Source organism: Methylobacterium haplocladii, from assembly GCF_007992175.1.
Taxonomy (GTDB): domain Bacteria; phylum Pseudomonadota; class Alphaproteobacteria; order Rhizobiales; family Beijerinckiaceae; genus Methylobacterium; species Methylobacterium haplocladii.
On sequence record NZ_BJZT01000040.1, the window covers coordinates 61,445 to 81,875 of the forward strand.

Below are 20,431 nucleotides of genomic sequence, written 5' to 3' on the forward strand. Positions count from 1 at the left end.
ATTGTGCACAATCTATGTAGGGTGGTGTGACTGGCCGCCGGCGTCTGACGACGACGCGGTCCTGACCGAACCCTCGAGGAATCCTGCATGACCGTCGACGTAAAGTACCGCACCACCGCCTCCGCCACCGGCGGCCGCGATGGTTCGGCCAAGACCGAGGACGGCAGTTTCGAGGTGAAGCTCTCGACTCCGAAGGAACTCGGCGGCGCCGGCGGCCCGGGCGCCAACCCCGAGCAGCTCTTCGCGTCCGGCTACGCGGCCTGCTTCCTCGGAGCGTTGAAGGTCGCCGGCGCGCAGGCCAAGGCCAAGATCCCGGCCGACACCACCGTCACCGCCAAGGTCGGCATCGGCCCGCGCTCGGAAGGCGGCTTCGGCATCACGGCCGACCTCACCATCACTCTGCCGGGGCTCGACAAGGCCGAAGCGCAGTCGCTCGTCGAAGCCGCACACCAGATCTGTCCGTACTCGAACGCGACGCGCGGGAATGTCGATGTCGGGCTGACGGTAGCCTGAGACGGCTCCGGATTATTCCGTGGGCGGGGAGACCCGCCCGCGAAACCCCGTTGCCAACACGTAGAGCTCGCTCGAATCCGCGCGGCTGGCATTCGGCTTGACGTGGCGGACGCTGGCGAAGTCGCGCTTGAGGTCGGCGAGCAGGTCGCCCTCGGTGCCGCCCTGGAACACCTTGGCCAGGTATGCGCCGCCGGGCGCCAGGATATCGCGGGCGAACTCGGCTGCGACTTCGGCGAGGCCGATGATGCGCAGGTGGTCGGTCTTCTTATGGCCGGTGGTGTTGGCGGCCATGTCCGACAGGACGAGATCGGCCGGCCCGCCGAGCAGGTCGGTGAGCAGCCCCGGGGCGGTCGGGTCGAGGAAGTCGAGCATGATGAACTCGACGCCGGTCATCGGCTCGATTTCGAGCAGGTCGATGCCGACGACATAGCCTTCGGCCCCGATCTTCTTCGCGGCGACCTGCGACCAGCCGCCGGGGGCGGCGCCGAGATCGACGATCTTCTGGCCCGGCTTCAGCAGGTTGAAACGCTCGTCGATCTCGATGAGCTTGAAGGCGGCACGCGAGCGGTAGCCCTCGCGCTTGGCCCGCGCCACATAGGGGTCGTTGAGCTGACGCTCCAGCCAGCGCTTCTGCGACAGGGTGCGCCCGCGCCCGGTCTTCACCCGCTGCTTCAGGTCGCCTCGCAGGCCCCCGCTGGCCCCGCGTCGGTCGGTCATCCTCAGTCCTTCTCGTCTTCGGGCTGCGACGCCGCGTCCGCACGGGGCAGCCCTGCGGGGCGGGCGACCCGCCCGGCTCCCGCCATCGCTAAAGGCTACACCAGCAACGAGCCAACATCGCAAGGCGCGATCGTGACAGCACCCTTCCGGTCGATCCGGCCCGACCCCTCCCTCGAACCGACCCCGCGCCAGGCACGTGGCCCGGGCTTTCGCGAGTTCGTGGGGATCGTCGCGCTGATGATGGCGGTGACCGCGATCTCCATCGACAACCTGCTGCCGGCCTTCCCCGTCATCCAGGAGCGATTCTCGGTCGCGGACCCGAACCGGCTTCAGTTGCTGATTTACGTCTACATGGTCGGCTTCGGGCTGGGGCAGATCCTGTACGGGCCGCTCTCGGACTCCCTCGGGCGGCGCAAGGTGCTGCTTGTCAGCCTCGCGATCTACCTCGGGGCGACGGTGCTGGCGATGTTCAGCCCGTCGTTCGGTTGGCTGCTGGCTGCGCGCATCCTCCAGGGCATCGGCGCGGCCGGCGGGCGCGTTCTGTCGCTCGCCATCGTGCGCGACCGCTATGCCGGGCGCGCCATGGCGAGCGTGATGTCGTTGATCACCATGGTGTTTCTGATCGTGCCGATGCTGGCGCCGGCCCTTGGACAGGCCATGCTGCTGTTCGGTTCCTGGGTCTGGGTCTTCGTCTCGATGCTGGCGCTCGGCGGCATCCTGGCGGTCTGGTTCTCGATCCGGATGCCGGAGACGCTCCATCCGGAACACCGCCGCCCGCTCTCGCTCAAGGCCATGGGTCAGGCCCTGCGCCTGACGCTGAGGAGCCGCGCGACGCTGGGCTACGGCACCGCACTCGGGCTGATGGTCGGCTGCATCATGGGCTATGTCGGCTCGGCCGAGCAGGTCTTCGATTCCGGGCTGTACCATCTCGGCGGCTGGTTTCCGGCGGCCTTCGCCCTGGTCGCCGGCGCCATGGGCGCCTCGACCCTGATCAATGCCCGCCTCGTCGAGCGGCTCGGCATGCACTGGCTGTCCCATGCCGGCCTGATCGCCTTCGTCGCGGTGGCGCTCGTGCAGGTCGGCATCGGGCTCGTCTGGCAAGGGCACCCGCCGCTCTGGCTGTTTCTCACGGTGTTGAGCGCCAACCAGTTCCTGATCAGCTTCACCATGCCGAACTTCCAGGCGCTGGCGATGCAGCCCGTCGGCGAGGTCGCCGGCACCGCCTCGTCGTTCCTGGGCTTCTACACGACGCTGCTCGGCGCGGCCTTCGGCACGGTCATCGGCCAGAGCTTCGACGGCACCGTACTGCCGGTGGGCGTCGGCTATGCCGGGCTTGGCTGTCTCTCGCTCGCCGTGGTGGCCTGGACCGAGCGCGGGCGGCTGTTTCGGGCCGGCATCTCGGGGTGACGCAACGCAGCCCCGACCGTTCGTCCGTGGAACGCCCGCCGGCCGGCCCCATCTGAGCCGTCCGTCACATCAGGAAACATTCATGCTTCGCTTCACCACGATCGCCCTCGCGGCCACGCTGTCGACAGCGGCCCTCGCGGCAGCCCAGCCCGAGCGGGTCCGCGGCACCATCGAGAGCGCCGACGGCACGACGCTGATCCTCAAGACCGACGACGGCCGCTCGACTACGGTCACGCTTGCGCCCGACACCAAGTACGCGTCGGTGGTCAAATCGAGCCTCGACCAGATCAAGGACGGCGTCTTCATCGGTACCGCCACCAAGGGCGACAACCCGCCGATCGCACTGGAAGTGGTGCTGTTTCCCCCAGCGATGCGCGGCACCGGCGAGGGCCACTACCCCTGGGACGAGATCCAGGACACCACCGTGGGCGATGCGCCGAAGGTGAAGAGCGCCATGACAAACGGCACCGTGAAGGCCACGACGGCCGGCGCGCCGAAGGTCAAGAGCGCCATGACCAACGGCACGGTCGCCAAGAGCGCCGGTGCGGGCGGCGTCACCACGCTCACCGTGAGCTACGGCGCGGACGGCTCCAAGACCATCGCCGTCCCGGCCTCGGCCCCGGTCGTGACCTTCGAGCCGGCCGACGCCGCGATCCTGAAGCCCGGCGCCAAGGCCTTCGTCATCGCCGGCAACGAAGACGGCAAGCTCAGCGCCAAGCGCGTCGCCGTCGGCAAGGACGGCCTGCGCCCGCCGATGTGATCCGATGGGGACGGCCGAGGAGCCTTAACCGGGCCTTCAGCCGAACACCGGAAGCTCAGGCCCATCGCCAGCTTCCGGAGTTCCGCCCGTGACCGATCGTGCCCGCAATGGTGCGTTTCTCGCCGCCCGCCTGCTCATGGCCGCGGCGCTGCTGCCGACGGGGATCGCCCGGGCGCTCAACGTCTCGGGCTTCGCGGTGACGCTTGCCGGCACAGGGCTGCCCATGCCGAACGCCGTCGCGACCGTCGCCGTGATCGTCCAAGTCTTCGGGCCGCTGGCCCTGATCCTCGGCGTGATGCCCCGGATCACCGGGCTCGCCATGGCCGGCTTCGTCGCGGTCTTTGCCGCCCTGCTGCACCCGTTCTGGGTGTTTTCCGGATCGGCCGCCGTCACCGAGCGCGCCTTCCTGATGTCCGATCTCGGCCTCGCCGGCGCCTTCCTGATCTACGCCATGGCCGGCCCCGGCGCGTGGAGCTGGCAGAGCTGGCGCGCCGGCGAAGCCGCGCCGGTGCGGCCGCGCTCCAGCGGTGGAAAGGCCCCGTCGAAAAAGGCTCCGGTCAAGCGTTCGGGCGGCCGGGCACCGCTGCGCGAGGCGGCGTGACCGGGGCGAGCGTCGCGGGTGAGCCGTCGGCGGGCTTCGTCATCAGGCTCCGCTGACCGGACACCTCCGCGCCCGCATCCGGAGCCAGCCTCAGGAAAGGCAGGAGCGCCGCGGCCGAGATCAGCGCCACGGTGAAGAAGGCCGGTGCGAAGTCCGCCGCCGCGATCCCCGCATGGCCGTGCCAGCTCGCCGAGGCTTCGAGCGCCAGGGCGCCGATGGTGACCCCGAGGCTGAGCGAGAGCTGCTGCGCCACGCTCGCCAGGCTCGTCGCCGCGCTCATCTCGTGGCTGTCGAGATCGGCATAGGCGATGGCGTTCACGCAGGTGAACTGCAGGGAGCGCACGCAGCCCCCGAAGAGCAGCACCGACACGATCAGCCAGTGCGGCGTCTCCGTCGTGAACAGGCCGTTGGCCGCCAGAAAGGCCGATGCGATCAGCGCGTTGGTCAGCATCACCCGGCGAAAGCCGTAGCTGCGCAGGATCCGCGGGCCGACGATCTTGATCAGCAGCGCTCCGGCGGCGGCGGCGAAGGTGATCAGCCCCGAGCGCAGCGGATCGAGCCCGAACCCGATCTGCAGCATCAGCGGCAGCAGGAACGGGATCGCACCCGTGCCGATCCGAAACAGGCTGCCGCCGGTCACCGCCGCGCGAAACGTCGCGTGTCGCAGCAGATCGAGCCGGATCACCGGGTTGGCGACCTTTCGCGAATGCCGGAGGTAGGCCGCAACCATGACGACGCCCACCGCCATGCTGCCCCAGGAGATCCAGGCCGGCAGCAGGTGCTTTCCCGTCGAGGCGAGCCCGAGCATGAGCAGGGCGAGGCCCGCGCCGGACAGCAGGAAGCCGGCGACGTCGAGAGGCGGCCGCTCCGATTCCCGGAGGTTCTCGAAATGGATCGTGGCGAGGACGATCCCGGCCAGACCGATCGGGATGTTGATGAAGAAGATCCAGCGCCAGTCGAAATAGGTGGTGATGAAGCCTCCCAGCGGCGGCCCGAGCACCGGCCCGATCAGGGCGGGGATGGTCAGGTAGGCGAGCGCGCCGACGAGCTCCGATTTCGGCACGCTGCGCAGGATCACGAGGCGCCCCACCGGCACCATCATCGCCCCGCCCATCCCCTGCAGGAAGCGCGCGGCGACGAAGCCGGCGAGAGACCCCGATGCGGCGCAGGCGAGCGAGCCCGCCATGAACACGCAGAGCGCGGCGCGGAACACCGTGCGTGCCCCGTAGCGGTCGGCGGCCCAGCCGGAGACGGGAATGAAGATCGCGAGGCTGACGAGATAGGAGGTCAGCGCGAGCTTCAGCGCGATCGGGTCCTCTCCGAGGCTGGCGGCGATGGCCGGCAGCGCCGTGGCGATCACCGTCGAATCGGTGTTCTCCATGAAGAGCGCGGTGGCGACGACGAGGGGGACGATCTGGGCGGAACGCATCGGGGCGGGACATAGCGCTCGGCCGCCCGGCTTGCATGCCCCGCGAAAAGTCACGGGATGTTGTGGATGAAATTCGCGGTTCGACCGTGCCGCCGGAAGCGTGTCGGATCGGACACAGCGAGCGCCGCACGGCCCCCCGGATCACCCTCGACCCTTTCGCGGCACCCCGGCGCGGCCTTAAGCTCGGCGGCAACAGGCGGTGACGCATGCAGGCTGCCGCAGCCTCCGCGTGCTCGTCCCGCGCGATCAATCCACGACCCACGAAAGGGATCGGATGCCCTCGAGGCTCGACAAGCCGCGATCGACGATGCGCCTTGCCTTTGCGGCAGCGTTGCTCGCATCCGTGGGCGGCTGCGGCGAAGTCGTGCTGACCGACGGCGGTTCCCTGTCGCGCCGCGACCGGCTCTCGGGCAGCGATGCGGTCGCCTCCGACGCGCGTCTCTACGCCGACCAGGGCGCCCTGGCGCGGACCCGCACGGTCCGCATCATCCCGACCGCCTTCACCGGCAGCATCCCGGGGGGCGAACTGCTCACGCCGGAACAGCGCCGCCTGACCGCCAACGCCGCCGACCGCGCCATGTGCTACGAGCTGTCGCTCAAGTACGACGTGGTTTCGACGCCGGATGCCGATCTCACCGTGCGTTCGCGGGTGACACGGGTCGATCCGACAGACCTGCTCGGCGCCGGCTCGACCATCGGCCTTTCGGCGGCGATCTCGGTCGCGGGTCAGGTCGGCGTCGGCTTCGCCGAGAGCCTCGGCCGCGTCCCGGTCCCCCGGGTTCCGATCGGGCTCGGCAGCCTCACGGTGGAGGCCGAAGCGGTGGACCGGCACCGCAAGCAGCGCGCCGCGATGATCTGGGGCGGGGCGGCCAACTCCTTCACCAGCCAGCCGCGTTTTTCGCGTGACAGCGACCCCTACGATCTCGCTGGAGAGTTCGGCCAGGATTTCGGCTTCTTCCTCGCCACCGGCAAGGACCCGTTCAAATCCGAACTCTTCATCCCGAACTGGAACCGCATCCGCGTGACCGTCCTCGGCGAAGCCCCCCTCGATCCAGATTGCGCCGCCTACGGCCGGGCGCCGGGCATCGACGGCATCCTCACCGATTATATCGGCCTGCCGCCGGAATACGGCGACAAGGGTCCCGCCGGGCGCAGCGAGTGAACAACTCCGCGTTCTGCCATCACCACCTGCCCTCATGCTGAGGTGCCGCGGAGCGGCCTCGAAGCACGACTGACGGTTCCGCGAGACGTTGACGCTGCTGCGAGCGGACCTGTCCCTTGGACGAGCTGCGGCCGCGCTTCGAGGCCCGCTGAGGCGGGCACCTCAGCATGAGGATCGTGGTGGGTGCCAATCGCCGTTGCGATCTGCAGTCACTGTGAGCGGAATCTCCCCGTGTCCGAAGCATGGCTTCCGCGCATTCGCGTCTTTGCCTGCGCCCTTTCGGCATGATACTGGCAGCCGCCAATCCGATACCGCCGACGCGCCCGATAACCGCGCGGCCCACCTGCAGAAATACCGGAGTTGGCACATGGCCCTGATCAGCGCGGATACCATCATCGAGGGGCTGACCTTCGACGATGTGCTGCTGCGCCCGGCCGCCTCCTCCGTGATGCCCGGCGAGGTCGACATCGCCTCGCGGCTGACCCGCACGATCCGGCTGCACCTGCCGATCGTCTCGTCGGCCATGGACACCGTGACGGAGGCGCCGATGGCGATCGCCATGGCGCAGAACGGCGGCCTCGGCGTGATCCACCGCAACCTCGAGCCGCATGAGCAGGCCGAGCAGGTCCGCCTCGTCAAGAAGTACGAGTCGGGCATGGTGCTCAACCCGATCACCATCCATCCCGACGAGACCCTCGCCGCCGCCTTCTCGGTGATGAAGGAGAACCGCATCTCCGGCATCCCGGTGGTGGAGCGCGGCCCCGGCGGGTCGCGCGGAAAGCTCGTCGGCATCCTGACGAACCGCGACGTGCGCTTCGCCACCAATGCGAGCCAGCCCGTCGCCGAGCTGATGACGCGGGACCGGCTCATCACCGTGCGGGAGGGCGTGACGCAGGACGAGGCCAAGCGCCTGCTTCACCAGTTCCGCATCGAGAAGCTCCTGGTCGTCGACGATCATTACCGCTGCATCGGCCTGATCACGGTCAAGGACATCGAGAAGCAGGTCGCCTACCCGCACGCCGTCAAGGATGAGCAGGGCCGGCTGCGCGTCGCGGCCGCCACCACCACGGGCGAGGCCGGGTTCGAGCGGGCCGAGCGGCTGATCGATGCCGGCTGCGACGTGATCGTGGTCGACACCGCCCACGGCCACTCGATCAAGGTGCTCGATGCCGTGCGCCGGGTGAAGGCGCTGTCGAACGCCGTCCAGATCATCGCCGGCAACGTCGCCACCCGCGACGGCGCCCAGGCGCTGATCGATGCGGGCGCGGACGCGATCAAGGTCGGCATCGGCCCGGGCTCGATCTGCACCACCCGCATCGTCGCGGGCGTCGGCGTGCCCCAGCTCACGGCACTGATGGAGGCGGTCGAGGCCGGCCGCGACGCCGACGTGCCGGTGATCGCCGACGGCGGCATCAAGTATTCGGGCGATCTCGCCAAGGCCATCGCCGCCGGCGCCTCGGTAGCGATGCTGGGCAGCCTGCTCGCCGGCACCGACGAGGCCCCCGGCGACGTGTTTCTGTACCAGGGCCGCTCCTACAAGAGCTACCGGGGCATGGGCTCGGTGGGCGCCATGGCCCGCGGCTCGGCCGACCGCTACTTCCAGGCCGAGGTCAGCGACACGCACAAGCTCGTGCCCGAGGGCATCGAGGGTCAGGTGCCCTACAAGGGGCCGGTCGCCGCCGTGCTCCACCAGCTCGCCGGCGGCCTGCGCGCCGCCATGGGCTATGTCGGCGCGCCGACCGTGCCGGAGCTTCAGGAGCGCGCGCAGTTCATCCGCATCACCAATGCGGGCCTGCGCGAGAGCCACGTCCACGACGTGACCATCACGCGGGAAACGCCGAACTATCCGAGCCGCTGAGGCTCGTCCGAGCGGCGATCGCGCCGGAGTTGTAGCGGAGGATGGCAATGCGGATTCTCGTGGTCGGCGCAGGCGCCACCGGCGGCTATTTCGGCGCGCGCCTTTCTGAGGCCGGGCGGGACGTGACCTTCCTGGTCCGCCCGGCCCGCGCGGAGAAGCTGGCGGCGGAGGGTCTGCAGGTCCGCAGCCCCGTGGGCGACACCCGGATCGACGCACCGCAGACGGTGACCGCCGACGCGCTCGGCGCCGCCGGCCCGTTCGATCTCGTGATCCTGTCTGCCAAGGCCTACGACCTCGACACGGCCATTGCCGACGTTGCCCCGGCCGTCGGCCCGCAGACCGCGGTGCTGCCGATCCTCAACGGCATGAACCATCTCGACGCCCTCGACCAAAGGTTCGGGGCGGAACGGGTGCTCGGCGGTACCTGCTCCATCGTCGCCACGCTCACCAAGGCCGGCGAGATCCGGCAGATGAGCGATTTGCATACGCTCACCTACGGCGAGCGCGACGGCACGCGCTCCGAGCGCGTCCAGGCGATCGAGGCCATCATGCAGGGCGTGCGCTTCCAGGCACGGGCCAGCGACAAGGTCGTGCTGGAGATGTGGGAGAAGTGGGTGTTCCTGGCGACGCTCGCCGGCAGCACCACGCTGATGCGCGCCGCCATCGGCGACATCGTCGCTGCGCCCGGCGGCAAGGCTCTGGTGGAAACACTGATCGAGGAATGCCGCGCCGTCGCAGCTGCCTCGGGCTACGCGCCGCGCGACAAGGTTTTCGACGGTGCCCGCAAGGCGCTCACCACGGAAGGCTCGCCGATGACGGCATCGATGCTGCGCGATATCGAGAACGGCGCGCGGATCGAGGCCGACCACATCATCGGCGACCTGATCGCGCGCGGCGCGAAGACCGCGCCGGATTCGGCACGGCCGCTGCTCGAACTCGTCTATGCGGGGTTGCGCAGCTATCAGAACCGGCGCGAGCGCGAGGCGGCCTGATCGCGGCGCGTCCGGGTCCGGCCACATTCCGGCGGTTCGCCGGTCGCCCCGGCATGTCCAATGATGCTATGGGCTGTGACGATGCTCGGCTTTGGACCGGCATGAGCGCCGGGAATCTGCCGACATGACGACCAAAGCCGAATGCATCGAGACCCTGCGCGGCCTGATCGCGCGCAGCGAGCGCAACGAGTTGGCGGACGCGCAGGCCGCGATCATCCAGTTCGCCCTGGCCGCACCGGACCTGAAGAGCCGCACCGAGGCGATGGCCGATCTGCAGACGACGCTCGCCACCGAGATGCAGGCTGCCGATCCCGAGCCGATGCAGGCGGCCTACTACTCCGTGGTCGAGGCGATGATCGACCGCACCCGCGATGCCGTACTGACCGGTCCGGCGAACGCCTGAAGCGCCGCGCTCAGTAGCGCTGCGGCGCCGGGGGACGCGGATCGCCGTATTCGAGCTGGGTCTTGGCGTCGTAGGGACGGCGCGGTGGCGGCACCGGATCGGCGATCGGCTCGGCCGGCGCCCGCGAGCAGGCCGCGGCGGCCAGCGCGAACAGGCAGGCGGCGGCGAGGGAGTACAGGGGCGACCTGGGCGACATCGGGAGCCTCGTTTTACGCGAACACACGCCACGCCGTCGACGGGCACGGCGCGCTGTCCTTGTGAGGCAGCACAAAGCCCTAAGCTCGGCCGTATCGTGGCCGAGTCCCGAGTTAAGCGTGGCCGTATCGTGGCAGCGTCAACAATATCTTACCGGAGCCGACCCTGACCCCTCCCGCCCGCCTCTCCGCCGCCATCGAAGTGCTGGCCGACATCGCCGACCGCCGCCGTCCCGCCGCCGACGCGCTGAAGGATTGGGGCCTCGCCCACCGCTTCGCCGGGTCGGGCGACCGCGCCGCGATCGCCAGCCTCGTCTATGACGGCCTGCGCCGCCGGGCCTCGTCCGCCTGGATCATGGGCGACGACGCGCCCCGCTCGGTCCTGATCGGAATGCTGCGCCTGCAACACGGCCTCGCCCTGCCGACGGTCGCGGCGATGTTCGACGGCTCGCGCTTCGCGCCGGAGCCGCTGAGCGACGGAGAGCGCGAGCGCCTCGCCAACGGCAGCCTCGAAGACGCGCCGCCGGAGATCGCCGGCGACGCGCCGGCCTGGGTCCTGTCCTCTCTGCAGGGGCTGCTCGGCGACGACCTGCTACCGGAACTGCGGGCGCTGGGCCGCCGGGCGCCGCTCGACATCCGGATCAACGCGCTCAAGCTCGACCGCGAGGCGGCGCTGGCCCGCCTCGCCCATCTCGCGCCCGAGCCGACGCCGCACGCGCCGAGCGGCCTGCGCATCCCGATCGGGGCGGACGGGCGCGGGCCGGCCCTGCATGTCGAGCCCGAATTCATCGAAGGCCTCTACGAGATCCAGGACGAGGGCTCGCAACTGGCGACGCGCCTCTCCGGCGCCAAGCCCGGCGAGACCGTGGTCGATCTCTGCGCAGGCGGCGGCGGCAAGACCCTGGGGCTCGCGGCCCTGATGAAGAACGAGGGCCGCATCGTCGCCACCGATGCCGATCCCCGCCGGCTCGCGCCGATCCACGAGCGCCTGCGCCGGGCCGGCGCCGAGGCCGAGATCCGCACGCCGCGGGCCGGTCGGGCGCGGGCCGACGTACTGACCGACCTCGACGGCGCCGTCGACCGGGTACTGGTCGATGCGCCCTGCACCGGCACGGGCACCTGGCGGCGCAACCCCGACGCCAAGTGGCGCCTGCGTCCGGGCAGCTTGGCGCTGCGCGTCGGCGAGCAGGCGCAGACCCTCGACCGGGCGGCCGAGCTCGTCCGGCCGGGTGGTCGCATCGTCTACGTGACCTGCTCGCTGCTGCCGGAGGAGAACGACGAGGCCGTCACGGGCCTGCTGAAGCGCCAGCGCGGCCGCTTCGGCGTGATCGAGACGGCCAAGGTGCTCGCCGAGGCGGCTCCGGCGCTGACACCGTTCGTGCGGCTGACGCGCCACGGTCTCCAGATGAGCCCGGCGCTGACCGGCACGGACGGCTTCTACGTCGCGACGATCGAGCGTCGGGACTGACGCCCGAGACGTCCGCCAAAGCCGCCAGGACTCCTGGCGGACTCGGGATCGTGAAGGATCACAACGGCTTCTGAGCCGTTTGTCCGGCATGACCTCGCACGCAGGAGGATGTCGGATGATTCGGTCATGATGCTGGATCGCAGAGCACTGCTCGCGGGTGCGGCGGCCATCCTGACTGCCGAACGGGCGAACGCTCACGACGATCCGGGAAACGCCGAGTCCCGGGTCGTGCCGCAATCGCCGGTTCAGCCTCCCGTCTTCGAGACCGTGCAGCCTCTGCCGAAATCGGCGCCCGGGGCCGAACTCGAGGTGATCGACCTCTGGCCGGGCTTGCCGCCGGGCGGTGGCGGTCCGTTCCGGAGCGACTACCGGTTCGACGAGACCCTGAGCGGCGTCATCACGGCAGTCACCCGGCCCTGCCTGATGGTGATCCGCCCGGAGCGCCCGAACGGCGCCGCCTTCGTCGTCGCGCCGGGCGGCGGCTACCGCCGCATCGACATCAGCGGCGAAGGCCTGCCGGTGGGAGCGTGGCTCGCCAAGGCCGGCTTCACGGTGTTTCTGCTGATCTACCGGTTGCCGAGCGAGAAGTGGCGCGACGGGCCCGATGCCCCGCGGCAGGACGCGCAGCGCGCCGTCCGGCTGGTGCGGGCCAATTCCGCGCAATACGGCATCGACCCGGAGCGGATCGGGCTCCTCGGCTTCTCCGCCGGTGGCCACCTCATGGGCGAGACCGCGGTCGATTCCGAGGTCGACCTCTACGACGACGTCGACGCGGCCGACCAGCAGAGCGCCCACGTAGCGCTCGCCGGCCTGATCTATCCGATCATCACGCTCAGGGCGCCGTTCGACCGGACGATCTCCAGCCGGGCGGTGCTCGTCGGCGACAACCCGTCCGACGCGCAGCGGCGGGCCTATTCGGTGGACGCGCAGGTGACGCGCCGCTCGCCGCCGACCTTCCTGGCCCAGGCCGCCGACGATCCGGTCGGGACGGTCGACCATCCGCTCAGGATGTACGATGCCCTGCGCGCCGCCGGCGTGCCGGTGGAGCTGCACCTGTTCGAACGCGGCGGCCACGGCTTCGGCCTCGGCGTGCCGGGAGCACCCGCTGCCGCCTGGGCGAGCCTGTTCCTCACCTGGGTCCGCGCCCGCGGCTTCCTGCGTAGCGCCTGACGCCCGGAGGCATTTCGCCGCCCCCGCCACGCTTGGCCCGGGTGCCGGATCGCGCTAGCCCGCCCCGGCAGGCATGAGCGCGAGAGGCCCCATGATCGCCGGACCGGCCAAGGCACGGCGATGAGGCTCGACCGCAGGACGCTGCTCGCCGGCGCGGCGATGGTCGTCTCGGGGCGGGCGGCGGCGCAAGGCGGCGGCCAGCCGCCGGGCGAGCGCGGCGTACCGCTGCCCCAGACGGCACCGGGCGCGGAACTGGACGTCGTCGACCTCTGGCCGGGGGAGCCGCCCGGCGGCGGCGGACCGCGCGCGACAGACGGCTACCGCTTCGACGAGACCTCGCGTGGCGTGATTTCCGGCGTGGCGACGCCCTGCCTCCTGGTGATCCGCCCCGAAAAACCCAACGGTGCGGCGATGCTGGTGGCCGCGGGCGGCGGCTATCGCAAGATCGACATCGGCCACGAGGGCATCCCGGCCGGCACCATGCTCGCCAAGGCCGGCATCACCGCCTTCATCCTGGTCTACCGCCTGCCCGGCGAGGGCTGGGCCGAGGGTCCGGATGCACCCCGCCAGGACGCGCAACGCGCGATGCGCCTGATCCGCTCGGACGCGTCGGCGTTCGGGATCGATCCGACGCGGATCGGGCTGATGGGCTTTTCCGCCGGCGGCCACCTCATGGGCGAAGCGGCGGTGTCTCCGGACACGCCGCTCTACGATGCGGTCGATGCCCGCGACGCGATCTCGGCGGCGGCGGCGCTCGCTGCGCTGATCTATCCGGTGATCACGCTGATGGCGCCCTACGACAGGACGATCATGACCCGGCGCGTCCTGATCGGCGACAGCCCGACCGATGCGGAGCGGCGGGCCTATTCCGTCGATGCCCAGGTCACCGACCGGACCCCGCCGACCTTCCTGGTGCAGGCCTCGGACGACCCGATCGCCGTCGTGGACCATCCGCTGATGATGTACCGCGCTCTGCGGGCCAAGCGCATCCCGGCGGAGATGCACCTGTTCGAGCGCGGCGGCCACGGCTTCGGCCTCGGCGTGCCCGGGACCCCGGTGGCGGTCTGGCCGACGCTGTTCCTCGCTTGGATCCGCGGTCGCGGTTTCCTGAAGGTGTGAGACGGTTACTGGACGATGGCTTCGGTTGGTGCGCGTCCCCTCTCCCCGCACGCGGGGAGAGGGGACGCGCACCAACCCGATCGGATTTGCCGGAAACGGGTAAGAGCCTCGACCGGCCCCTCGCCGGCCCTCGTCCCGCCGTGTCGGCGCCCGACGGCGAGACATCGTGGCAGGAACTGCCCGAGCAGGCCGGCGTTGCCCGCCCGTCGCTCTCACCGCAATCGTCAGGCTCCCCAATGGCTTCCGGCACATCCCTGCACCGACCGGCTGTGGCCGCCCTGTTGCTCACCCTCGGCATGGCCCTGTCCGCCCAGGCCCAGCCCGGCGACATCAAGGGCCAGGACGTCATGGGCGACAAGAACAAGAGCGCCAACGACGGCTGGAGCCAGGCCCCCGTGCCGCGGGAGGAATCCGCGTCCAAGGATGCAGAGAATCCCGGTGGCAACTCGATGAGCAACAAGTCCGACAGCTCGTCCGCCAAGACGTCTGGCGAGAGCAGCGCGTCGAACAACGGTTCCGACGACCCGCAGAAGCCACTCGATCACCGCACGCCGAATCCGTCGGGCAGCAACCCCGCCTCCCCCACCAGATAAAGAAATCTTCGCGTCGGTCGGGATGACGACGGACGCGCGAACGTGCTGGGCGTGCGGCGATAAATGCTGCAGCCACGCTTTTGTACGCGCTTGCCTCGGGCCTGCGTTCCTGCGAGAAAATTGGATTAAGAATAGCTCTCAACAAGGCCCTGCGATGAACGTTCAGGTCTCGAGACGCGGCTTGCTGAAGGGGATCGGCGTCGGTCTCGCCGGCGGGTCGCTCGGTGCCCTCGGCTTCGGTGCCCTGGAGCCGGCCATGGCCGCCTCTGTGCGGCCCTTCAAGCTCGCGCAGATGAAGGAGACGCGGAACACCTGCCCCTATTGCTCGGTGGCCTGCGGCATCATCCTCTACAGCCTCGGCGACCGCTCGAAGAACGCCAAGTCTTCGGTGATGCATGTGGAGGGAGACCCGGACCACCCGGTCAACCGCGGCACGCTCTGTCCGAAGGGCTCGTCGCTCCTCGACTTCATCAAGTCCGAGACGCGCACCAAGTACCCGATGCACCGCACAGCCGGCTCGTCGGAATTCAAGCGCGTCTCGTGGGATTTCGCCCTCGACCGGATCGCGACGCTCCTCAAGGAGGACCGCGACAAGAACTTCATCGCCAAGAACGGCGACCTGACGGTCAACCGATGGACCACCGTCGGCTTCCTCGGCGCCTCGGCCACCTCGAACGAGACGGCGTGGGTCACCTACAAAGTGATCCGAAGTATGGGAGCACTGACCTTCGACAATCAGGCGAGGGTTTGACACGGACCATCGGTCGCCAGTTTGGCGCCCTCCTTCGGCCGTGGTGCGATGACCAACCTCTGGATGGACATCAAGCACGCGGACGTCATCACCGTGATGGGCGGCAATGCCGCCGAAGCGCACCCCTGCGGCTTCAAGTGGGTGGTGGAAGCCAAGGCGCATAACAACGCCAAGCTCATCGTCGTCGACCCGCGCTTCACCCGTACGGCCTCAGTGGCGGATCTCTACTGCCCGATCCGGCAGGGGACCGACATCGCCTTTCTCTCGGGCGTGGCGAAGTATCTGATCGACAACGACAAGCTGCAGCACCGCTACGTCGCGGCCTATTCGAACGCGGGCTTCGTCGTGAAGGAGGGCTTCGACTTCAACGAGGGCCTGTTCACGGGCTACTCGGAGGAGAAGCGCGACTACGACAAGTCGACCTGGGACTACGAGCTCGGTCCCGACGGCTTCGCGGTCGTCGACGAGACGATGCAGCATCCGCGCTGTGTCATGCAGCTCCTCAAGAAGCACATCGCGGTCTACACGCCCGAGATGGTGGAGCGGATCTGCGGCTCGCCGAAGGAGACCTTCCTGAAGGTCTGCCAGATGATCGCGACGACCTCGTCCCCCGACCGGACGATGGCCTCGCTCTATGCGCTCGGCTGGACGCAGCACTCCAAGGGTTCGCAGAACATCCGAGCGATGTGCATCGTGCAGACGCTGCTCGGCAACATCGGCCAGCTCGGCGGCGGCATGCAGGCGCTCCGCGGCCACTCCAACATCCAGGGGCTCACCGACCTCGGGCTGATGTCGAACCTGATCCCGGGTTACCTCAACATCCCGATCGAGAAGGACGCCAACTACGCGGACTACATCTCGAAGCGGCAGTTCAAGCCGCTGCGCCCCGGCCAGATGAGCTACTGGCAGAACTACAACAAGTTCTTCGTCTCCTTCCAGAAGATGATGTGGGGCGAGCACGCAACGAAGGAGAACGACTGGGCCTTCGACTACCTGCCCAAGCTCGACGTGCCGACCTACGACGTGCTGCGCGGCTTCGAGCTGGCCAAGCAGGGCAAGATGACCGGCTACGTCATCCAGGGCTTCAACCCCCTGATGACGTTCCCCAATCGCGCCAAGATGACGGAAGCCTTCTCGAAGATGAAGTTCATCGTCGTGATGGACCCGCTTCAGACCGAGACGGCCCGGTTCTGGGAGAACCACGGCGAGTACAACGACGTCGACTCCTCGCAGATCCAGACCGAGGTCTTCGAGCTGCCGACGACCTTGTTCGCGGAAGAGGAAGGCTCGCTCTCCAATTCCAGCCGCTGGCTGCAATGGCACTGGCAGGCGCAGGAAGCGCCGGGCGAGTGCAAGCCGGACATCGAGATCATGTCCGAGCTGCATCTGCGCATCAAGGCACTGTACAAGCGTGACGGCGGCGCTTTCGCCGACCCGATTCTGAACCTGTCCTGGAACTATGCGACCGAGGATTCGCCCACTCCGGTTGAGCTCGCGCGCGAGCTGAACGGCTACACGGTGGCTCCCATCACGGATGCCAGCGGGGCCACGACCCCGGCCGGAAAGCAGCTCGATGGGTTCGCGCAGCTCAAGGACGACGGCTCGACTGCCTGCGGCTGCTGGATCTACTCGGGTTGCTACACCGAGAAGGGCAATACCATGGCCCGCCGGGACAACACCGATCCCGGAAACAAGGGTATCGCGCCGAACTGGGCCTTCGCCTGGCCGGCCAACCGCCGCGTCCTCTACAACCGGGCCTCCTGCGACCCGGAAGGCAAGCCGTGGTCGGAGCGGAAGAAGCTCATCGAATGGAACGGCAAGCAGTGGGTCGGCTTCGACGTGCCGGACTACGGCGTCACCGTCGCCCCCGACAAGAACATGGGTCCGTTCATCCTGAACCAGGAGGGCGTCGCCCGCCTGTGGACCCGCGGCCTCATGCGCGACGGCCCGTTCCCGACGCATTACGAGCCGTTCGAGTCGCCGATGGCGAACATCCCGTTCCCCAAGATGAAGGGCAATCCGGTCTCGCGAATCTTCAAGGGCGACCTGGCCGACCTCGGCACCTCGGCCGAGTTCCCCTATGCCGCGACGAGCTACAGGCTCACCGAGCACTTCCACCAGTGGACCAAGCACTCGCGGATCAACGCGATTCTCCAGCCGGAGATGTTCGTCGAGATCTCCGAGCAACTCGCCAAGGAGAAGGGCATCGTCAAAGGTGACTGGGTCCGCGTCTGGTCGAAGCGCGGCTCGCTCAAGGCCAAGGCCGTGGTCACCAAGCGGATCAAACCGCTGAACTGCGACGGCAAGATCGTCCACGTCGTCGGCCTGCCGCAGCATTGGGGCTTCATCGGCAAGACCCGGAACGGCTGGCACCCGAACACGCTCACTCCCGTGGTCGGCGACGCGAACACCGAGACGCCCGAATACAAGGCGTGGCTGGTGAACATCGAGGCGACGACGCCTCCCAACGACCGCGTCGCGTAAGGGGAGCGCTCAGCCATGGCCGATTACAGCTCCCTCGACATCCGGCAGCGCTCCGCCTCCACGGGAACGCCGCCCGACATCCGCCGCCAACAGGAGGTCGCCAAGCTCATCGACGTCTCGAAGTGCATCGGCTGCAAGGCCTGCCAGTCGGCGTGCGAGGAATGGAACGACCTGCGCGACGACGTCGGCATCAATGTCGGCGTCTACGACAACCCGCACGATCTGACGGCGAAATCCTGGACCCTGATGCGGTTCACGGAATACGAGAACGCCGAGACCAACAACCTCGAATGGCTGATCCGCAAGGACGGCTGCATGCACTGCACCGATCCGGGCTGCCTCAAGGCCTGCCCGTCGCCGGGCGCGATCGTGCAGTACTCGAACGGCATCGTCGACTTCGTCGAGGATCACTGCATCGGCTGCGGCTATTGCGTGAAGGGCTGCCCCTTCAACATTCCGCGTATCTCGAAGACCGACAACAAGGCCTACAAGTGCACCTTGTGCTCCGACCGCGTCGCGGTCGGACAGGCGCCGGCCTGCGCCAAGGCCTGCCCGACCGGGTCGATCATGTTCGGCACCAAGGAGGCCATGATCGAGCAGGCGAACGACCGGGTCGTCGACCTCAAGTCGCGCGGCTTCGACAAGGCGGGGCTGTATGACCCGGCCGGCGTCGGCGGCACGCACGTGATGTACGTGCTCCACCATGCCGACAAGCCGCAGCTCTATGCCGGTCTGCCGAACGACCCGAAGATCTCGCCGCTCGTCGCCTTCTGGAAGGGCGGCGCGAAGGTGATGGGTCTCGCCACGATGGGCTTCGCGGCGCTCGCCGGGTTCTTCCACTACGTCACCGCCGGGCCGAACGAGGTCGAGGCGGAGGAAGAGGAAGAGGCGATCGACATGAAGGCGCGCGGCGCCCGCCGGAGCGCCGACGAGATCAGGCCTTCATGACCGACCGAGGGAGCGTGGACACGACGACGGCGTTGTACAGACAGAGATCGGGACAAGTCCGATGACGATCCATACCGATGTCCGGGACGGCGAGCCCCACCCCCTGCGGGAGGTGAAGGCCGAGACGCCCGAGGTCATGTACGTGCCGCGCTATTCCGGGCTGCAGCGTGTCAACCACTGGGTCACGGCGATCCTGTTCACGCTGCTCGCGCTGTCGGGCCTTGCGATGTTCACACCCTACCTGTTCTCGCTCACCGGCCTGTTCGGCGGCGGGGCGGCGACGCGGGCGATCCATCCGTGGTTCGGCGTGGCCTTGGCCATCAGCTTCGCACTGCTGTTCCTGAAGTTCTGGCGCCTGAACATCCCCAACAAGGACGACGTCGCCTGGTCGATGAAGATCGGCGACGTCGTGACCAACCGCGAGGACCGCCTGCCCGAACTCGGCAAGTACAATGCCGGGCAGAAGGGTGTGTTCTGGGGACAGACCGTGCTGATTGGCGTGATGTTCGTCTCGGGCCTGATCATCTGGGAACAGTACTTCTACGAGTACACCACCATCGAGACGCAGCGCTGGGCGCTGCTCGCCCACTCCCTGGCGGCAATCGGCGCCATCGCGATCATCCTCGTCCACATCTATGCCGGCATCTGGGTGCGCGGCACCGGGCGCGCGATGATGCGTGGCACCGTCACCGGCGGTTGGGCCTATCGGCATCACCGCAAATGGCTGCGCCAGATCACGGGCGACAAGCCCGCTGCCGGCGCCAAGCCCGTCGAGAAGCGCGGACACTGATCCTTGGCCCGATTGTTCAGGCGCGGCGGCCCCCCTCCGGAGGCCGCCGCCGAGACGACGCCCGGTGACGCCCCGGCCCGCACCTTCGCGGACATCCAGCCCGACCCCGATCGCATCGGCATCTTCGGCTCGGTCCCCTTCGTGCGGCTGCCGGCGCCGGCCAGACTGTTTTCGGAGCGGGCGAGGCGGCTGAAGACGCTGGCCTCCGGGCACCCGCTCGAAGGGTATCTCGACCTGCTGGCGCGGATTGCCACGGCGCAGGCCGACGTCGTGGCGCAGCGTGCGGCCGTCGGCGAGCGGGCCGTCGTGCCGCCGGCCGAGGACGTCGCACTCCGCACCGACAACGGCATGCCGCCGCTTTCGCGCAGCCTGCTGAGCGACGATCCCAGCTTCCTCGCCAGCCTCGACCGGCTACTCGCCGTCATCGACCTGTCGAGCGCCACCGAGGCCGCGCAGTTCGCCCGCGATGCGCTCCGTGCAGCTCCGTCCGACGAGCGGCTCGAACTGGCTGTTCAGGTCTTCGAGGGCGCCTTCCTCGTCGAGCGCATGGCCGAATGCGTCTTCGTCGCCGCAGCGCTTCAGGTCTTCCTCGCGGAACAGGCCGCCGCCCTCGACGAGAAGACCTTGAAACCCGTCGCCGAGGGCGTCTGCCCCTGCTGCGGCGGTGCGCCGACAGCCAGCCTCGTCGTCGGCTGGACGCCGGCCGACAAGGCCCGCTACCTGTCCTGCTCGCTCTGCGGGACGCTATGGAATCACGTCCGTATCCGCTGCACCGCCTGCGGCTCCGGCGAGGGCATCAGCTATTACGGGCTCGATGAAGCCTCGAAGGACGTGCAGGTCGAAACCTGCACGAGTTGCAACAGCTACCTCAAGCACCTGCACCAGCATCGCGATCCGGCGCTCGATCCGGTCGCCGACGATGTCGCCTCCTATGGCCTCGATCTCAAGATTGCCGAAGAGGGCTTTCGCAGAGCCGGCTTGAACCTGCTGTTCGTCTTCTGAACCCTGCAACATTCTTATTGCGGGCAATTCAATTGTCCAATCGAAGATTGTGCTTCTCCCGGCCGATGGA

General features: G+C 68.7%; 19 protein-coding genes. 16 read left to right on the forward strand and 3 right to left on the reverse strand.

Annotation, left to right across the window (positions count from 1 at the left end):
* Nucleotides 1–87 precede the first annotated feature (87 nt).
* Nucleotides 88–513, forward strand: coding sequence for an organic hydroperoxide resistance protein (locus MHA02_RS18250; protein WP_147081350.1), 426 nt, complete (start codon nucleotides 88–90; stop codon nucleotides 511–513).
* Between the two features lie 12 nt (nucleotides 514–525).
* On the opposite strand, the gene MHA02_RS18255 is transcribed toward MHA02_RS18250, so the two are convergent.
* The gene (locus MHA02_RS18255; RefSeq protein ID WP_147081352.1) at nucleotides 526–1,230 is read right to left on the reverse strand and encodes an RlmE family RNA methyltransferase; all 705 of its coding nucleotides are present in this window, start codon (nucleotides 1,228–1,230) and stop codon (nucleotides 526–528) included.
* A gap of 237 nt (nucleotides 1,231–1,467) precedes the next feature.
* Here MHA02_RS18255 and MHA02_RS18260 point away from each other — a divergent pair, with 237 nt between their 5' ends.
* The 3 genes from MHA02_RS18260 to MHA02_RS18270 all read left to right on the forward strand — a co-directional run bounded on the left by MHA02_RS18260 (nucleotide 1,468) and on the right by MHA02_RS18270 (nucleotide 3,998).
* A complete protein-coding gene (locus MHA02_RS18260) occupies nucleotides 1,468–2,637 on the forward strand; it encodes a multidrug effflux MFS transporter (protein ID WP_147081409.1) in 1,170 nt (389 codons plus the stop codon).
* Nucleotides 2,638–2,719: 82 nt separating this feature from the next.
* A complete protein-coding gene (locus tag MHA02_RS18265; RefSeq protein ID WP_147081354.1) occupies nucleotides 2,720–3,397 on the forward strand; it encodes a metal ABC transporter permease in 678 nt (225 codons plus the stop codon).
* An 88-nt stretch (nucleotides 3,398–3,485) separates the two neighbouring features.
* Nucleotides 3,486–3,998, forward strand: a complete 513-nt coding sequence (locus MHA02_RS18270) for a DoxX family protein (protein WP_147081356.1) — start codon at nucleotides 3,486–3,488, stop codon at nucleotides 3,996–3,998.
* Here the strand turns inward: MHA02_RS18270 and MHA02_RS18275 are convergent.
* Nucleotides 3,955–5,427, reverse strand: coding sequence for an MFS transporter (locus MHA02_RS18275; protein WP_147081358.1), 1,473 nt, complete (start codon nucleotides 5,425–5,427; stop codon nucleotides 3,955–3,957). The genes MHA02_RS18270 and MHA02_RS18275 overlap by 44 nt on opposite strands.
* A 274-nt stretch (nucleotides 5,428–5,701) precedes the next feature.
* On the opposite strand from MHA02_RS18275, the gene MHA02_RS18280 reads away from it, so the two are divergent.
* From MHA02_RS18280 to MHA02_RS18295, 4 genes are all read left to right on the forward strand, one after another.
* Nucleotides 5,702–6,589 carry a DUF3313 domain-containing protein gene (locus tag MHA02_RS18280; protein ID WP_147081360.1) on the forward strand — a complete coding sequence of 296 codons (888 nt, stop codon included), beginning with the start codon at nucleotides 5,702–5,704 and terminating at the stop codon, nucleotides 6,587–6,589.
* A gap of 367 nt (nucleotides 6,590–6,956) precedes the next feature.
* Nucleotides 6,957–8,447 (forward strand): IMP dehydrogenase, encoded by a 1,491-nt coding sequence (gene guaB, locus MHA02_RS18285; protein ID WP_147081362.1) that lies wholly within the window; start codon nucleotides 6,957–6,959, stop codon nucleotides 8,445–8,447.
* A gap of 47 nt (nucleotides 8,448–8,494) precedes the next feature.
* Complete coding sequence (gene panE / locus MHA02_RS18290; protein ID WP_147081365.1) at nucleotides 8,495–9,439, forward strand: 2-dehydropantoate 2-reductase; 945 nt, start codon at nucleotides 8,495–8,497, stop codon at nucleotides 9,437–9,439.
* Between the two features lie 124 nt (nucleotides 9,440–9,563).
* Nucleotides 9,564–9,842, forward strand: coding sequence for a hypothetical protein (locus MHA02_RS18295; RefSeq protein WP_147081367.1), 279 nt, complete (start codon nucleotides 9,564–9,566; stop codon nucleotides 9,840–9,842).
* A 10-nt stretch (nucleotides 9,843–9,852) separates the two neighbouring features.
* Here the strand turns inward: MHA02_RS18295 and MHA02_RS18300 are convergent, their stop codons facing one another.
* On the reverse strand, nucleotides 9,853–10,038 hold the full coding sequence (locus MHA02_RS18300; protein WP_147081369.1) for a hypothetical protein: 186 nt from the start codon (nucleotides 10,036–10,038) through the stop codon (nucleotides 9,853–9,855).
* Nucleotides 10,039–10,202: 164 nt separating this feature from the next.
* Between MHA02_RS18300 and MHA02_RS18305 the strand changes: the two genes are divergently transcribed.
* From MHA02_RS18305 to fdhE, 8 genes are all read left to right on the forward strand, one after another.
* Nucleotides 10,203–11,504, forward strand: coding sequence for an RsmB/NOP family class I SAM-dependent RNA methyltransferase (locus MHA02_RS18305; RefSeq protein ID WP_147081371.1), 1,302 nt, complete (start codon nucleotides 10,203–10,205; stop codon nucleotides 11,502–11,504).
* Between the two features lie 126 nt (nucleotides 11,505–11,630).
* The gene (locus MHA02_RS18310; protein ID WP_147081373.1) at nucleotides 11,631–12,674 is read left to right on the forward strand and encodes an alpha/beta hydrolase; all 1,044 of its coding nucleotides are present in this window, start codon (nucleotides 11,631–11,633) and stop codon (nucleotides 12,672–12,674) included.
* Nucleotides 12,675–12,794: 120 nt separating this feature from the next.
* The gene (locus MHA02_RS18315) at nucleotides 12,795–13,793 is read left to right on the forward strand and encodes an alpha/beta hydrolase (RefSeq protein ID WP_147081375.1); all 999 of its coding nucleotides are present in this window, start codon (nucleotides 12,795–12,797) and stop codon (nucleotides 13,791–13,793) included.
* Between the two features lie 140 nt (nucleotides 13,794–13,933).
* Nucleotides 13,934–14,386, forward strand: coding sequence for a hypothetical protein (locus MHA02_RS18320; RefSeq protein ID WP_244612430.1), 453 nt, complete (start codon nucleotides 13,934–13,936; stop codon nucleotides 14,384–14,386).
* Nucleotides 14,387–14,540: 154 nt separating this feature from the next.
* Nucleotides 14,541–17,621 carry a formate dehydrogenase-N subunit alpha gene (gene fdnG / locus MHA02_RS18325; RefSeq protein ID WP_147081377.1) on the forward strand — a complete coding sequence of 1,027 codons (3,081 nt, stop codon included), beginning with the start codon at nucleotides 14,541–14,543 and terminating at the stop codon, nucleotides 17,619–17,621.
* Nucleotides 17,622–17,636: 15 nt separating this feature from the next.
* A complete protein-coding gene (fdxH, locus tag MHA02_RS18330; protein ID WP_147081380.1) occupies nucleotides 17,637–18,569 on the forward strand; it encodes a formate dehydrogenase subunit beta in 933 nt (310 codons plus the stop codon).
* 61 nt (nucleotides 18,570–18,630) lie between these two features.
* Entirely contained in the window at nucleotides 18,631–19,359 is a 729-nt protein-coding gene (locus tag MHA02_RS18335; protein WP_147081382.1) for a formate dehydrogenase subunit gamma, read from the forward strand.
* Between the two features lie 3 nt (nucleotides 19,360–19,362).
* A complete protein-coding gene (gene fdhE / locus MHA02_RS18340; protein ID WP_147081384.1) occupies nucleotides 19,363–20,361 on the forward strand; it encodes a formate dehydrogenase accessory protein FdhE in 999 nt (332 codons plus the stop codon).
* The last annotated feature ends 70 nt before the right edge of the window (nucleotides 20,362–20,431 follow it).